Below are 15882 nucleotides of genomic sequence, written 5' to 3'. Positions count from 1 at the left end.
ACTGGATTGAATGTGTTTGAACAGGCGGACGAACAAGAAATGCCTCATAATGTATCGGTATTTGACTGTCGCGAAGCGGCCGTGATTACTGGGAATTATAGTAAGGCATGGGCAGTGAAAACGAACGTTCCTTTGATGAGGCACGGCGTAAAGCTGACCAAAGACAAACGCGTAGCTTATAGCTACTCCTTTCCGCAAGGTGTCTACCTTGCTCATATCAAGTTCGCGAACATTGATGCTCTGGCAGATGTGAACGCGACGCGCAAAGAGGTGGCACGATCTGGCGTCTCTGGACTGCCAGGGTGGGGTTGGAAACGCGCTGATGAACACACCAAGAAGTTCTTTATAGAAGCTGAAACACTTGATTTCACATCATGGTCTGAAGCAGTTGCTGATGCGCTACAACGCTTAACAACTGACATGAAGTATGATGAGAAAGATGGAGTGATCAGGGCCCCCGGTATTCCTTACCTGGCCAAGATCAAATTGCCTAAGTGGTTCAAAGAAACCTGACGGATTAGATCAGTAAGAGCGCTCCGGCGCTTTTACTCGTCCAATCTGGACGAATTGACATCGTATAGAGAGATACAGTTACTTTGAGAGTAATCTTAAAGTAACAAACAACACTGTTTGATCGCGCCGAGTGTGGCGATGATCTCAGTACGGTTCTGAATTCAGTTTAGTAGTCGAAAGGCGAAAGACGGATGACGAAGGCGACTTATCGAATGTTTCCTCGTTCGATTTGACGTATCCCTGCTGAAACAAACAGAGTTGTCCAAGTCAAGTACACTAACCAGAGCAGTCTGGTTGTGGTCCCGCACGGAACGCAACCATCAAGACTGTTCATTTGTCAGCATGCTTACAAAACATGCTGGCGGGTAAAGTATGCTTTTGATCTCAGAAGAAGACTGCATTTAGTTACCAGCTGTGCGGTCGTGTTAGACGCAAGTCTTTCTTTTTCTGGATCAAATCAAGCGCGAGAAGGGCGTTTGGTGAATGCCTTGGCAGTAAGAGGCGATGAAAGACGTGATACTCTGCGATAAGCCATGGGGAGCTGAGAATAAGCTTTGATCCATGGATTTCTGAATGGGGCAACCCACCTGACAGTTTCATATTGTTGCGCAAGCACTCAATATGTCGCTGAAACAGGTACTTATAGACTGAATACATAGGTTTATAAGAGCAAACCCGGGGAACTGAAACATCTAAGTACCCGGAGGAAAGGAAATCAATTGATACTCCCCTAGTAGCGGCGAGCGAACGGGGACCAGCCGAGCCATGAATGTGACTAGAACGGCCTGGAAAGGTCGGCCATAGCGGGTGACAGCCCCGTATAGGAAGCATGATTGGACGTATTAAGTAGGACGGGACACGTGAAATCCTGTTTGAAGATCGGAGGACCACCTTCGAAGGCTAAGTACTCCTTACTGACCGATAGTGAACCAGTACCGTGAGGGAAAGGTGAAAAGCACCCCGACGAGGGGAGTGAAACAGCTCCTGAAACCGAACGCCTACAAACAGTTGGAGGGCCCTTGAGGCCTGACAGCGTACCTTTTGTATAATGGGTCATCGACTTGGTCTATCTAGCAAGCTTAAGCCGTTAGGTGTAGGCGCAGCGAAAGCGAGTCTTAATAGGGCGAATGAGTTAGGTGGATCAGACCCGAAACCGAGTGATCTAGGCATGACCAGGATGAAGGTAAGGTAACACTTACTGGAGGTCCGAACCCACACCTGTTGAAAAAGGTCGGGATGAGTTGTGCCTAGGGGTGAAAGGCCAATCAAACTCGGAGATAGCTGGTTCTCTGCGAAATCTATTTAGGTAGAGCGTCATCCGAATACCCCGGGGGGTAGAGCACTGGATGGGTAATGGGGCCCCACAGGCTTACTGATCCTAACCAAACTCCGAATACCCGGGAGTACTAGATGGCAGACACACGGCGAATGCTAACGTCCGTCGTGGAGAGGGAAACAACCCTGACCTACAGCTAAGGCCCCTAATTCATGGCTAAGTGGGAAAGCAGGTGGGACGACCATAACAACCAGGAGGTTGGCTTAGAAGCAGCCATCCTTTAAAGATAGCGTAACAGCTCACTGGTCTAAATAAGTTGTCCTGCGGCGAAGATGTAACGGGGCTCAAGCCATGAGCCGAAGCTTAGGATGCATTTGATGCATGGTAGCAGAGCGTAGTGTGACATAACTCCAATCCTCTTTTGCACCACTCGTGGTGTAGCGGAGGATAAGGAGTTTTCTGTGAAGTCGGCGCGTGAGCGATCCGGTGGAGAGATCACTAGTGAGAATGATGACATGAGTAGCGACAAAGAGTGTGAGAGACACTCTCGCCGAAAGTCCAAGGGTTCCTGCTTAAAGCTAATCTGAGCAGGGTAAGCCGACCCCTAAGGCGAGGCCGAAAGGCGTAGTCGATGGGAACCAGGTTAATATTCCTGGGCCATGGAGTGGTGACGGATCTCGAGGGTAGTTCATCCTTATCGGATTGAATGGGCTGCTTAGAGGTTCCTGGAAATAGCCCTCCTATAAGATCGTACCCTAAACCGACACAGGTGGACAGGTAGAGTATACCAAGGCGCTTGAGAGAACTATGTTGAAGGAACTCGGCAAAATACCTCCGTAAGTTCGCGAGAAGGAGGCCCGGTTCCTAGGCAACTAGGGGCTGGGGGCACAAACCAGGGGGTGGCGACTGTTTATTAAAAACACAGGGCTCTGCGAAGTCGCAAGACGACGTATAGGGTCTGACGCCTGCCCGGTGCCTGAAGGTTAAAAGGAGGGGTGAGAGCTCTGAATTGAAGCCCAGGTAAACGGCGGCCGTAACTATAACGGTCCTAAGGTAGCGAAATTCCTTGTCGGGTAAGTTCCGACCTGCACGAATGGCGTAACGACTTCCCCGCTGTCTCCAACATAGACTCAGCGAAATTGAATTACCGGTCAAGATGCCGGTTACCCGCGGTTAGACGGAAAGACCCCGTGCACCTTTACTACAGCTTCACACTGGCATTAGGCCGAACATGTGCAGAATAGGTGGTAGACTTTGAAGCAGCGACGCCAGTCGTTGTGGAGTCTCCTTTGAGATACCACCCTTGTTCTGCTTGATGTCTAACCGCGGTCCGTTATCCGGATCCGGGACCCTGTGTGGCGGGTAGTTTGACTGGGGCGGTCGCCTCCTAAATCGTAACGGAGGCGCGCGAAGGTTGGCTCAGAGCGGTCGGAAATCGCTCGTTGAGTGCAATGGCAGAAGCCAGCCTGACTGCGAGACTGACAAGTCGAGCAGAGTCGAAAGACGGCCATAGTGATCCGGTGGTCCCAAGTGGGAGGGCCATCGCTCAACGGATAAAAGGTACGCCGGGGATAACAGGCTGATACTGCCCAAGAGTCCATATCGACGGCAGTGTTTGGCACCTCGATGTCGGCTCATCTCATCCTGGGGCTGGAGCAGGTCCCAAGGGTACGGCTGTTCGCCGTTTAAAGAGGTACGTGAGCTGGGTTTAGAACGTCGTGAGACAGTTCGGTCCCTATCTTCCGTGGGTGTAGGATACTTGAGAGGAGTTGCCCCTAGTACGAGAGGACCGGGGTGAACGATCCACTGGTGGACCAGTTGTCGTGCCAACGGCAGTGCTGGGTAGCTATGATCGGACAGGATAACCGCTGAAGGCATCTAAGCGGGAAGCCCCCCTCAAAACAAGGTATCCCTGAGGGCCGTGGTAGACCACCACGTCGATAGGCCAGAGATGTAAGTGCAGTAATGCATTCAGTTGACTGGTACTAATTGCCCGATAGGCTTGATTTGATCCAGTAAAAGCAAGACTGCATACGTTTTGCGATGAACGATAAATCAAAAGCATACACAGCTTAAACGAAAGTCGTACGCGACTTGGACAACATGTTGAGGAATACAGAGGTCTTTTTTGGTTTGGTGATCATAGCGCAAGCAAAACACCCGGTCCCATCCCGAACCCGGCCGTTAAGTGCTGTAGCGCCGATGGTACTGCGTCTTAAGGCGTGGGAGAGTAGGTCATTGCCAAACCTAAAAAGCCCTTTGTATTCTGGTATCTCTCTGTCGATGACTTCCCAATTTTCAGTAACTGACTATAGTATACAGCGCTTGGCGTTGTTGTGGGTGCACGATTGTCGTCTCTGATGGCGGCGGATGGTTGAAATCGACCCTATTCAGATCGAACAACTCAGCTTGTCCCCCTTGTTGGTTACAATTTCAACTATTACCCATGTCGTGACCTGAACTCTGGTGCACTATCATGGCCTCTGCGCCCCTCACACTTTATAGTTACTGGCGTTCCACGACGTCTTATCGCGTCCGGGCAGCATTAAATTTGAAGCGTATCGCGTACCAAATTGAACCTGTCGATTTATTGGCAGGCGAACAACGCGATGAATCATACGCAGCGCTGAACCCCGGTAAAGGCGTCCCAACCCTGATCTTGGCTGATGGGACGGTGCTGACCCAATCCATGGCCATTCTCGATTTCATCGAAACGACGTGGCCTGACCCGCCACTTTTACCGCACGATCCGGTAGAACGAGCCAAAGTTTTAGCCGCCGCGCATACCGTCGCGATCGATGTCCATCCTGTGAACAATTTGCGTGTGGTCCGGCACTTACAGACTTCCATCGGGATGGATGCCGACGCCGCTAAGGGCTGGATGCAGCATTGGATACATCAAGGCTTTGAAGCTTTTGAATCTCTGGTAAACGTTGCGACCCCATTCTCCTTAGGGGAAACGCCCAATATCGCTGACCTTTGCCTTGTTGCTCAGACGTATAACGCCCATCGCTGGGGCGTGGACCTGACTCCATTCCCCAATATTGCGCGTATCGAAACAGCCTGCCTTGCAGTACCCGCCATCGCCGCCGCCCATCCCGATCAACAACCAGACGCCCAGTAAGGACACACCGTACCATGGCCAAAGCTTTTGCCTCACAAGGCGACATGACTGAAAAAAAGATTACCTTTGATGAAATTGGCGAAGGCCTGTGGGCCTTTACCGCTGAAGGGGATCCAAACTCAGGTGTCATCATCGGCGATGACAGCGTGATGATTGTTGAGGCCCAAGCAACGCCGCGACTCGCAGCGAAGGTCATCGAAAAAGTGCGCGAGGTGACCGACAAACCGATCAGCCACGTGGTACTGACCCACTATCACGCCGTCCGGGTTCTGGGCGCGTCAGCCTACAGCGCCGATCAAATCATCATGTCAGATGCGGCCCGCGCCATGGTGGTCGAGCGGGGACAAGAAGATTGGGACAGCGAATTCCAACGCTTTCCCCGTCTTTTTGAAGGGCACGAGAGTATTCCCGGCCTGACCTATCCCACGACCACTTTTAGTGACGCGATGACCGTTTTCGTCGGGAACCGCCGCGTCGATATCAAACATGTAGGCCGCGCCCATACGGCAGGGGATGCTGTTATCCACGTGCCCGATCAGAACGTAATGTTCACGGGTGACATCGTGGAATATCACTCCGCGTGTTATTGCGGCGATGGCTACTTCGCAGACTGGGGCAACACGCTGGACGCGATCAAATCTTACGATGTGGACGCCATTGCTCCAGGGCGTGGAGATGCGCTTGTGGGCAAAGAGATGGTGGGCAAAGCCATTGAAAGTACGCGTGATTTTGTGGACAGCACCTATCGCCCGGCGGCTCGGGTTGCTGCGCGAGGTGGCTCGTTGAAAGAAGCCTGGGATGCTGTGCGTGCTGAGTGTGATCCTAAATTCCACGACTATGCCATCTATGAACACTGCCTGCCGTTCAATGTCGCACGGGCCTATGACGAAGCACTCGGCATCGCACACCCGCGCATCTGGACGGACAAGCGGGACATTGAGATGTGGGAGCAGTTGCAGGGATGACAGACAGGGCAGACATTGAAGCATTGTTTGACACGTACCTGTCGCGCTGGAATGCGCGGGATTTTCCGGGAATGGCATCCTTGTTCACGGAACCTACCATTTACATGACTGAATCTGGTCCGCTGCCGATAGCATCACGGCAAGAAATGGAAGCAATGTTTCGAAACAAGTTTGCCGAATTAGATGATCAGGGGTTCGATCACACCGAGATTGGAGGAATCACTGTGTCCCAATGCGATGCAAAAACGGCGTTTTTGGAAATGAACCAAGTGCGCCGTTTGCGCAGTGATGGCTCTGCCATGGACGAGCTGGACGCAATCTATGTGTGCTCCAAAACACCTGAAGGCTGGCGTTTCGCGGTGGTCATCGGGGCGTGGCTCGATTGGCGCCAAAGATCGGAGTTTCTGGGGGAAACGGTATGAATGCCCCCTGCCGCGATCGATATGCCCTCGCTTTTCGCCTCTACCCATACGCGCGCGTTCCCGCACAATCACAACCTCCGCAACGCCACCCAGTCGTCATCGTCGGGGGTGGTCCTATCGGTATGGCCACAGCACTTGATTTGGGTCGCAAAGGCACGCCGGTACTGGTCCTCGACGATCATGAGGGCGTTGGGCAGGGGAGCCGCGCGATCTGCTTTGCCAAACGCACGCTCGAGATTGCTGACCGTTTGGGGGCAGGCCGGCGGATGCGTGAAAAAGGAGTTGTCTGGAATATCGGCAAGGTATTCCACGGCCCTGAAAAAGTGTTTGAATTCAACCTGCAACCTGAAGACGGGCACAAAAACCCGGCGTTCATCAACCTTCAGCAACCCTATTTTGAAAAGTTCCTCGTTGAAGAAATTCGCGCGTCCCAGGCTGAAGGTGCGCCAATCGAAATTCGTGGCCGCAATGCGTTAAGCGGGATGACGACAAAAAACGATCACGTCTTGCTTGACATCGATACGCCCGACGGCCCCTACCAGATCGAGGCAGACTGGCTGATCGCTTGTGATGGCGCACGCTCGCCAATCCGCGACATGATGGGCCTCAGCTTTGATGGCCGTGTGTTCGAGGATAATTTCCTGATCGCTGATGTTCACATGACGGCCGATTTCCCGACCGAACGCTGGTTTTGGTTTGAGCCTCCGTTCAAGAACTCCGGTCAATCCGCACTGTTGCACAAGCAGCCTGACGACATCTGGCGCATCGATTTCCAACTGGGCTGGGACATTGACCGCGCCGCCGAGCTGGACCCGGATCGCATACGCGCCCGCGTGGATGCGATGTTGGGTGAAGGGGCAGAGTACGAATTGGAATGGACATCAATCTACACGTTCCAATGTCGGCGGATGGAGACGTTTCGTCATGGGCACGTTCTGTTTGCCGGAGACAGCGCCCATCAGGTGTCTCCGTTTGGTGCGCGAGGTGCGAACTCTGGCATTCAGGATGCCGAGAACCTTGCTTGGAAACTGGATCTTGTGTTGCGCGGCCTTGCGCCTGATGCCTTGCTCGACAGCTATTCGACTGAACGATCCTTTGCGGCGGATGAAAATATCCTAAATTCCACCCGTGCGACTGACTTCCTGACACCCAAAAGCGAGATAAGCGGCATTTTCCGCAATGCAGTGCTGGAACTGGCCTCGGATCATGCCTTTGCACGGCCGCTCGTGAACTCTGGGCGGTTGTCGGTACCTTGTATCTATGACGGGCAGGTGTTGAACGGGCCAGATAACCTCGCAGGTCCCGATCGAACCCGGGTGAGTGCGCCATGCGTGGATGCAGAGCTGGCGGATGGATTTTTGCTAGAGCGGCTGGCGGGCGCCTTCACTGTCCTTAGCATCTGCACTGACGCCCCGAATGTGGATAAAGTCGACGGAGTGCCAGTGCATCATGTGACCCTGTCCATGGCGGATGATCCAAAGGGAATGTTGAAAGACAGGTACTTGGGCAGCAATGCGCAGGCCATTTACCTGCTGCGCCCAGATCAACACGTGGTCGCGCGTTGGCCGTCAGCCACTGTGCAGGACATATCAGACGCCATGCGCATCGCTTTGGGAAAGGGCATTACATGACCCAGTTAAACCTAGACCCAAACATCCCAGACCCAGACGGGTTTTATGACGAGTTGCTGGATGCTCACCAAGGGCTAACGAAAGAGGCCAGCGACGCGCTAAATGCGCGCCTGATCCTTGTCCTTGCCAATCACATCGGAGACCGGGACGTGCTGCGCGCTGCATTGGCCGCAGCCAAGCGGTCCTAGGACGTTTCTGTGCAGTGACGGCGAAACGCGCGTTTTAGCATGTCCAACTCGGCGCGCAGCAATTCAACCTCTGCCCGCAGATCTTCCGCCAATGCTTCACCTGCGATCAGTGTGAACTGGCCCAAGGTTGTATCGTCCGTGGCATCCGCGATGACAAAGACCTGTACGCCATCCGAAATCGCCGCCGCGGGCACGGGGACCTGCACCTGCCAATAGCCTTCGGTCTCGGCTTCCTTCACCTCTACATCTGGCACGGTAATATCGAGGTGCGTGACACGTATCTGCGGCACGCCGCTGCCGGACTGTTTAACCATCCCTTCCCAAATGCCCTGCCGCATTCTGGTCGGTGTCAGTGTCAGAGTGCTCATACTGCTCCCTTCCTCACAATGCGGCGCGCGGGCGGCGCGAGAAAGTCAGATCCCGCAGAGTAATCTGGTTCATCTCCGGCCCTTCAAAGATCAGGTCGATCCACGCCTTTTCCACTCTCTTTTCGTTCAGCTTGGAGTAGGCGAGGTCGAATTCGACTGTCACGTCTTGTTCGTTCAGTGGCAATTCCCGCACGATCTGTTCGGTGTTGGGACCATGACGGATGTTGAGACGCCCAAAGATTTCAAGGGGATACTCCATCTCGACAATCGTGTTCATGCCAAGAAGGTGCGTCTTTGTCAGACCTTGAACTGCGTCTTGCGGCAGGTCGATCACAAGCGACAGGAATGAGCCGTCGAATTTAAAGACATCCATGCGCAGACCATAAGGAGCGAGATCGCGTTCGCGCTGGTTGCGGATTTGGCGCAGGGTTAATTCGCTCAAATTGCAGTCGTGAAACAGAGTGACCTCTCTGCCCATCATGGTCTTGGACTGTACCGAAGATGCGCCCGCATTGTGCAGCGAACCGCGCCACAATTCCGGGCGCCATGCCCAGTCAGAGTTGTGTGGGCGTGCAAAATTAGTGGAGCCGATGGCGGGTAAAGCCAGTCGTTCGTCGGCGGTATGGATCAGACGATCAAGATGACTGCGGAGCAGGCGGGCCGAGGCACGCAGGCCGCGCAACTCGCCCAGTTCCGCCGTCTTGGCATTGCGCGCGGCACGCGCCCAACGGCGCATCGCACCCTTGTGCGACAGCTTTTCGATGTACCGTATCGTTTTGCCTGCCATGTACCAAACGCCGTTCTGGCCGCTTCTGTTGCGCGCCTTTTATCTATGCCAAAGGTTTCGTTGAAATGAACCGGGCAATTGTGCGCCTCACTCGGGTTTTACCAGCGTCGTTGCAGAATTGTCTTTCGCTGCGCTCGCCACTGCGGCGGTTCGCGCACGAGTCCGCTGCATCGTCTCGGTGAGTAGGCTTGGAGCGCTTTCACCCAGAGGCTCTCCGTTTTCGCCCTCATAAATGGCGAGGCCGATAACCTGATTGCCAACCGGCCCCACAGCACGCCAATACACGTCGCGCATCTCGGGACTGGGAGGGCTGCCGCTGACTTGCAGTAAAGTTAGCGTTCCTGATGTACGGCGCGACAGGACAGTTTCGCTGCCTGAACTTGCGCTCGCACCCGCCCCCTGATCCACAGTGGCCGCTGTGATGACGGCAAGGGGTGCGCCAAACGACGCGTCACCACCCAGAGTGTCGCAGCGTGCCATCACGGCAAAGCGCGCGCGCACGCTGCGTTTGTCGACGCAGTAGCCGACGGGCGGGACAAGGCTGACGGACCCACCTGCCAGTGAGGCGTAGGGCAATCCGTTGTTTTGCGCTCCACCGAACCCGGCCAGTTCATCGCATCCTGCCAGAGCCACACAGGTGGCTCCGGCCAGAAAGGCCTTAGAGTTCCATGTAATCATGGCGCTCGGCCTTGGCCCCGGGGTGCGTCACCGCCCCCAGATATGTCGGGCCGACCAGCTTGGCATATTTCCACAGAGCTCCGGAGCCGTACAGGGTCTCGCGCGGACCGCTCCAGGCAGCCTTACGCTCTTCCAGCTCTTCGTCGGTCAAGTCGACATTGATCGACCCTTCGATGGCGTTGATGGTGATGACATCGCCGTCTTTCAACAGCGCGATTGGACCACCGTGTGCCGCCTCTGGGCCAACATGCCCAACGCAGAAACCACGCGTCGCGCCGGAAAAACGGCCGTCGGTGATCAGCGCCACCTTCTTGCCCATGCCTTGCCCGGACAGGGCGGCGGTTGTCGCCAGCATCTCGCGCATGCCGGGACCACCGGATGGTCCTTCGTTGCGGATGACGAACACGTCGCCTTCTTCATAGGTGCGGTTCTGTACGGACTCAAACGCGTCCTGTTCGCATTCAAAGATGCGCGCGGGGCCGGTGAAAATCTGGTGCTGTGGCTCGATCCCGGCGACTTTCACGATAGCGCCTTCGGGGGCGACATTGCCCTTCAGACCAACAACGCCACCAGTCTTGGTGATCGGGGTTTCCACGGGATAGATCACCTTACCGTCGGCCTCGAGGCTGTTCTTGTCCAGCTCTTCGCCGATGGAATAGCCCGTGGCGGTCATGCAATCGTCGTGGATCAGACCGGCTTTGCGCAGTTCCTTCATCACTACGGGCACGCCGCCAACTTCGTAAAGGTCCTTGGCAACGTACTGACCACCTGGCTTCAGGTCGACGAAGTACGGCGTGTCGCGGAAAATCTCGCACACGTCTTCGAGGAAGAAGTCGATGCCCGCCTCGTGCGCCATGGCAGGCAAGTGCAGGCCCGCATTGGTGGATCCGCCGGTGCAGGCGACGATGCGAGCCGCGTTCTCGAACGCTTCGCGGGTACAGATATCGCGGGCGCGGATGTTCTTTTCGATCAGGTTCATGACCGCTGCGCCGGACGCTTTGGCGTATTCATCACGGGACTCATACGGCGCGGGTGCGCCAGAGGAGTTGGGCAAGGCAAGGCCGATGGCCTCTGACACGCACGCCATGGTGTTGGCGGTGAATTGGCCACCGCACGCCCCGGCAGAGGGGCAGGCGACGCGCTCAAGCACGTCCAACTCGGCCTCGCTCATGGTGCCGTTCTGCTGGTGGCCCACGGCCTCGAACATGTCCTGAACCGTCAGGTCGCGGTCGAGGTATTCGGCAGGCACTGGAGCGTTTTCAGCAACACGGCCTGGCAGGATCGACCCACCATAAAGGAACACGGATGGCACGTTCAGACGGATCATCGCCATCATCATACCCGGCAGGGATTTGTCACAACCCGCAAGACCCACAATCGCGTCATAGCAATGCCCGCGCATGGTCAATTCGACAGTGTCGGCAATCGCCTCGCGGGAGGCCAGAGACGAACGCATCCCTTCGTGCCCCATCGCGATGCCGTCCGTGACCGTGATGGTGGTGAATTCGCGCGGTGTACCTGCCGCACCCTTGACCCCGACCTTGACCGATTGCGCCTGACGGTTCAGCGCGATGTTGCAGGGCGCTGCTTCGTTCCAGCAGGTGGCCACGCCGACGAGGGGTTGGTGGATTTCCTCCTCGGTCATACCCATTGCATAGTAGTAGGACCGGTGCGGCGCGCGCGCGGGTCCTTCGGTTACATGGCGGCTGGGCAATTTGGATTTGTCGAATTTGCCGTCTAGCATCGGGTCTCTCCCTCGAAGAACATTTGCACCGGAATAGCCATTGGTCGGGGTACCTGCAAGCGTCTGGCGCGGTTGCATTGCGGACAGGGTGCCACTAGGTAAACCGAACGGTTCAGGCAGGGGGAGGTATCTGCCAGACCACCGGGCACAGCCGATCGGGACGATTGCATGGATTCCAGCCTTTTCGCTTTCATCTGGAAGCACTCCAAAAGAGACCAGTTGATGTTGCTGGCGCTGACCGTTGTCACGTTTCCATTCCTTTATGCGACGCTGGAACTTCCTAAACGCGTGATTAACGATGCCATCGGGGCGACGTCTGATGCGGTACAAGTCTTTGGCTTTGAGCTCAGCCAGATCCAATTCCTGTTGACGCTGTGTTTCGGTTATCTGGCCGCTGTGATCGCGCATGGCCTCCTCAAAATGCGGCTGAACACGATGAAGGGCGTCACGGCCGAACGGCTTTTGCGCCGTTTCCGGTTCCAATTGATCAGTCGGATGTTACGCTTTCCGCGCACCTATTTCCGTTCGACCAGCCAGGGCGAGTTGGTGAGCATGGTCACGTCCGAGGCTGAACCGATGGGCGGCCTGATGGGTGACATGGTGGCCCAGCCGGTGTTTCAGGCCGGACAAATGCTGATCATCCTGATCTTTCTGTTTATCCAGTCTGTCTGGTTTGGCATTGCCGGGATCGCGCTGATACCGTTGCAGGCGTGGCTCATCCCGATGCTGCAACGGCGCATCAACCTGCTGAACAAGGCGCGGATCAAAGAAATGCGCGCCTTTTCCTCTGAAATCGGGGAGAGTGCGGCAGGCATTACTGATCTGCGCACCAATGGTGGGCTGCGGTACCGGCTGGCGCAGTTTACGGACCGTTTGGGGCGGTTGTTTGGGATCCGCTTCAAGATCTACCAGCAAAAGTTCTTTATGAAGTTCCTCAACAACTTCATCACGCAACTGACCCCGTTCTTTTTCTATTTGGTCGGCGGGTATCTGGTTATCCAAGGTGAAATCACTGTCGGTGCGCTTGTTGCCGCTCTTGCGGCTTACAAGGACTTGTCGAGCCCGTGGAAGGAACTGCTGACCTATTACAACCAGACGCAGGATATGGCTGTGCGGTGGGAGGTCGTAACCGAGCGGTTTGGTCCCAACGGTATGATTGATGAGGATCTGTTTGAGGGCGAGCCGGATGAGGTGCCACATCTGCGCGGTGATATCGAACTGAAGGATGTGACCGTTCGCACGGTGGACAACAACCCGATCCTCGAAAACATCAACCTGACAATCCCCAAAGGCGCACGGGTCGCCATTCAGGCCCGCAACCAGACGGAGCGGACCGCGTTGGCCGAACTGTTGACGCGGGAGGTTATGCCTGCGCGTGGGACAGTTGAGATGGCGGGGTATGACCTGTCAGAACTGCATCAGTCTGTGATCGCGGCGCGCATCGGTTATGCGCATTCGCGCCCCTATCTCTTTGACGGTACACTTGGCTCAAACCTGTTGATGCCCTTGATGACCAGCCCGCGCACCGTCGATTGGGAGTCCAACAAGCGTGACAGGATCCAGAACGAGGCCATCCGATCTGGCAACAGCCAAGATCGAGTGGATGTCGATTGGGTGGACCCTGCCTTGGCGGGTCTTACTGATGGGGATGACATTCGCCAGTGGTGGTTTGAGCTGATCCAGGCGATGGGCGTCGATGATTTCATGTTCCGGCGGATGCTGACCGGTCGGATTGACCCTGATATGCATCCCGAGCTGGCCAAAGCCATGGTCGAAATACGTCCGGTGGTTGAGAAGTGCCTGCAGGAAAAGGGTCTGATTGACGAAGTCTACCGATTTGACCCAGACAGCTTTAATCCGGCCGTTCCGCTCGGTGGCAACCTGCTTTTTGCTTCACCCAAGCGTGAAATCAGTCAGGAAGGGCTGGCGGCCAATGCGGTGTTCATCAACCTGATCTTTGAACAGGGTCTGGCCGAACAGGGAATCGCCATTTCCCAAACCCTCATTGAGACGCTGCACCAGACCTTTGGCATGGACGGGACGAACCATCCGCTGTTTACGGCCCTCAATATCGATGAAAGCATGTACGAACGTCTCGTCGATATCGCACAGCGTCGCCGCGAACGCGGGGATATTGCGCTGACAGATGACGAATTTGCGCTGTTGCTGACTGTACCTTTTGCCTTCACCGCTGAACAGATCGGCCCAGCCTTTCCTGACAGTTTCAAAAAAGAAATCGTTGAAATCCGCAAAGCCAGTGGCGTGGCCTTGCGGACGCAAACGAGTGACTTCTTTGTTCCGATTGCTCCGGAGAACTATTTGCCGCGCCTGACGCTGTTAGAGAACGCCCTCTACGGTCGGATCTCTATGGTCGCAGGCCTGAAGGGCGAGCTGATCGAAGATGTGGTGGCCGATCTGATAAGGGATGCCGGGCTGCGCCGGTTGGTTGCAGAAACAGCGTTTGATATTCCTACAGGACTGGGTGGAACAAAACTGCCCACCATCTTCCACGAGCGCGTTGCATTTTCGCGTGCCGGGATCAAACGGCCTGATATCCTTGTGCTTGACCGGGCGCTTGCCTCACACAGCGCCGAAGAACGGCGCAAGACCCGCACGGCGCTTCGCGGTTTGTTGCCAGATGCCACGTTGATCTTTCTGGAAGAAAAGTTCGAAAACCCGGACGCCTATGACCTGTTTGTCGAGATCAAGGATGGGCGTATTGATGGTGTGCAAAACCTGGAAGAAGATGACAGCGACGACTTGAATCGCAAGTTGCGGGTTATTGCCCGAACCGAATTGTTTGAGGGGCTGAGCAACCGGAACCAGCGTCTGCTGGCATTCGCGGCTCAGTGGTACGAGGCAAAGAAAGGGCAGCGCATCTTTTCCATGAACGAAAAGCCTGACGCCGCCTATTTGTGTATCTCGGGGTCTGCGGTTCTGAGCTATGACATCAGCGAAGGCGAACGCCCTGTTACCACGATCGAACCCGGTCGGTTGATTGGTGACCTTGCGATCTTGTCGGATGAAGTCCGGAACCTGAACCTGACGGCGACGTCTGATGCCCTATTCCTGCGCATTGGCGCATCTGAATTCCGGTCCGTGGTGGAAAGCGACACAACCGTTTTGTTCAGCCTGTTGCGCACTGTGTCCGGCTATCTGACCGGTGCTGCGGAACTGCTCCGTCAGGCCAATATCGCGATCCCGCAGGGAGAAGGCCCACCTCCGCCTCCGTTAGAGAAAACCGACACATGAGTGTGTGGACCTTTGATTATTACCCCCACGCCCGCTTTATCGCTCCGGCTCAAGGGGCGGCGCAGCTGTGGCGCTTTTGCTTTGGGCTGGTGCTGGCCGCAGGTCTGTTTCTTGCCCTGACGCAAGTGCTGTTTGGCACTCTGTTTCAAGTTATGGAACCCGGTGCCGTGGATGCCATCATGGAGAATGGCCAGACGGGGCAGACGGCGACCGGCATGTTCGTCTTGTTGTTTCAGTTGGGATTGCTGGGTGTGTCGGCGGCCCTTGTCGTCATCATGGTGCACAAACGTCGGCCCCTGACACTGATCGGGGAACCAAGGCTGGCCTTGCGCCAGTTCATTGTGGTTGCCACCGCAATGTTGATCCTGATGGCCGCCATTTGGGTTTTGCCGCCTTATGACATGGGCGGACCGCTTGAGCGCAATATGGCGGTGGGCCGCTGGTTATTGTTGCTGCCGGTTGCTGTTGTGGCCGTTTTGATCCAGTCGGGCGCCGAAGAAGTGTTCTTTCGCGGCTACATTCAGCAGCAACTGGCCGTGCGTTTTCGATCTCCGTTCATTTGGATGATCGTGCCGGCCACTCTGTTTGGGATGGCCCACTACCTACCCGACAGCGCTGGCAGCAATGCCTGGACTATTGTGGCATGGGCAACCCTCTTCGGCATCCTGATGGCTGACCTCACTGCTCGTTCCGGCACTTTGGGCCCAGCCATCGCTGTGCACTTTGTAAACAACCTCTCTGCCATGGTGATCACCAGTGTTCCGGATGAGATGTCTGGCCTTGCGCTGTTCGTCCTCCCCTTTGGTCTGGCGGACGAGGCGCAAATGGCCGCTTGGCTGCCTGTAGACTTCGGCATTATGTTTGTAAGCTGGCTTGTCGCCCGTCTGGCAATCAGGGCCTGATTGCATTTGAGCCCGCCCCGGATTATCTGAAA

Annotated in this window: 12 protein-coding genes and 2 rRNA genes (1 of these 14 running past the window's edge); 10 read left to right on the top strand and 4 right to left on the bottom strand. The window is 55.6% G+C overall.

Annotation, left to right across the window (positions count from 1 at the left end; translation table 11 throughout):
* The 8 genes from DHN60_RS17975 to DHN60_RS17940 form a co-directional block, all read left to right on the top strand.
* A protein-coding gene (locus DHN60_RS17975) for a glycosyltransferase family 2 protein (protein ID WP_108838701.1) crosses the window boundary here: on the top strand, positions 1 to 513 show its 3' portion. The gene continues 354 nt to the left of window position 1, outside the view; 513 of the gene's 867 nt are visible here — the last part of the coding sequence; its start codon lies beyond the left edge, outside the window; its stop codon occupies positions 511 to 513.
* Positions 514 to 968: 455 nt separating this feature from the next.
* Positions 969 to 3799 (top strand): 23S ribosomal RNA (locus DHN60_RS17970).
* 122 nt (positions 3800 to 3921) lie between these two features.
* Positions 3922 to 4036, top strand: a 5S ribosomal RNA gene (gene rrf / locus DHN60_RS17965).
* Between the two features lie 229 nt (positions 4037 to 4265).
* The gene (gene maiA, locus DHN60_RS17960) at positions 4266 to 4913 is read left to right on the top strand and encodes a maleylacetoacetate isomerase (protein ID WP_108838700.1); all 648 of its coding nucleotides are present in this window, start codon (positions 4266 to 4268) and stop codon (positions 4911 to 4913) included.
* Positions 4914 to 4927: 14 nt separating this feature from the next.
* Complete coding sequence (locus DHN60_RS17955; RefSeq protein WP_108838699.1) at positions 4928 to 5878, top strand: MBL fold metallo-hydrolase; 951 nt, start codon at positions 4928 to 4930, stop codon at positions 5876 to 5878.
* Complete coding sequence (locus DHN60_RS17950; RefSeq protein ID WP_108838698.1) at positions 5875 to 6300, top strand: nuclear transport factor 2 family protein; 426 nt, start codon at positions 5875 to 5877, stop codon at positions 6298 to 6300. The genes DHN60_RS17955 and DHN60_RS17950 overlap by 4 nt, the downstream gene beginning before the upstream one ends.
* Positions 6297 to 7931 carry an FAD-dependent oxidoreductase gene (locus DHN60_RS17945; RefSeq protein ID WP_108838697.1) on the top strand — a complete coding sequence of 545 codons (1635 nt, stop codon included), beginning with the start codon at positions 6297 to 6299 and terminating at the stop codon, positions 7929 to 7931. Before DHN60_RS17950 ends, DHN60_RS17945 begins: the two co-directional genes overlap by 4 nt.
* A complete protein-coding gene (locus DHN60_RS17940) occupies positions 7928 to 8119 on the top strand; it encodes a DUF2783 domain-containing protein (protein ID WP_108838696.1) in 192 nt (63 codons plus the stop codon). The genes DHN60_RS17945 and DHN60_RS17940 overlap by 4 nt, the downstream gene beginning before the upstream one ends.
* On the opposite strand, the gene DHN60_RS17935 is transcribed toward DHN60_RS17940, so the two are convergent.
* From DHN60_RS17935 to ilvD, 4 genes are all read right to left on the bottom strand, one after another.
* Complete coding sequence (locus tag DHN60_RS17935; protein ID WP_108838695.1) at positions 8116 to 8487, bottom strand: hypothetical protein; 372 nt, start codon at positions 8485 to 8487, stop codon at positions 8116 to 8118. The two genes, DHN60_RS17940 and DHN60_RS17935, sit on opposite strands and share 4 nt — an antisense overlap.
* 13 nt (positions 8488 to 8500) lie before the next feature.
* Positions 8501 to 9274: a DUF6478 family protein gene (locus DHN60_RS17930; protein ID WP_108838694.1), complete on the bottom strand. Its 774-nt coding sequence runs from the start codon at positions 9272 to 9274 to the stop codon at positions 8501 to 8503.
* Between the two features lie 87 nt (positions 9275 to 9361).
* Positions 9362 to 9952 (bottom strand): hypothetical protein, encoded by a 591-nt coding sequence (locus tag DHN60_RS17925; protein WP_159089281.1) that lies wholly within the window; start codon positions 9950 to 9952, stop codon positions 9362 to 9364.
* The gene (gene ilvD / locus DHN60_RS17920; RefSeq protein WP_108838692.1) at positions 9933 to 11696 is read right to left on the bottom strand and encodes a dihydroxy-acid dehydratase; all 1764 of its coding nucleotides are present in this window, start codon (positions 11694 to 11696) and stop codon (positions 9933 to 9935) included. The genes DHN60_RS17925 and ilvD overlap by 20 nt, the downstream gene beginning before the upstream one ends.
* 168 nt (positions 11697 to 11864) lie before the next feature.
* Between ilvD and DHN60_RS17915 the strand changes: the two genes are divergently transcribed.
* Together DHN60_RS17915 and DHN60_RS17910 are read left to right on the top strand one after the other, a co-directional pair.
* The gene (locus tag DHN60_RS17915) at positions 11865 to 14948 is read left to right on the top strand and encodes an ABC transporter transmembrane domain-containing protein (RefSeq protein ID WP_108838691.1); all 3084 of its coding nucleotides are present in this window, start codon (positions 11865 to 11867) and stop codon (positions 14946 to 14948) included.
* Positions 14945 to 15850: a CPBP family intramembrane glutamic endopeptidase gene (locus DHN60_RS17910; RefSeq protein ID WP_108838690.1), complete on the top strand. Its 906-nt coding sequence runs from the start codon at positions 14945 to 14947 to the stop codon at positions 15848 to 15850. The genes DHN60_RS17915 and DHN60_RS17910 overlap by 4 nt, the downstream gene beginning before the upstream one ends.
* Positions 15851 to 15882 lie beyond the last annotated feature (32 nt).

The sequence above is a fragment of the Tateyamaria sp. Alg231-49 genome, assembly GCF_900143535.1.
Lineage (GTDB): Bacteria > Pseudomonadota > Alphaproteobacteria > Rhodobacterales > Rhodobacteraceae > Tateyamaria.
Note: the sequence above shows the minus strand (reverse complement) of the source record. Positions and strands in the feature narration are given on the sequence as shown.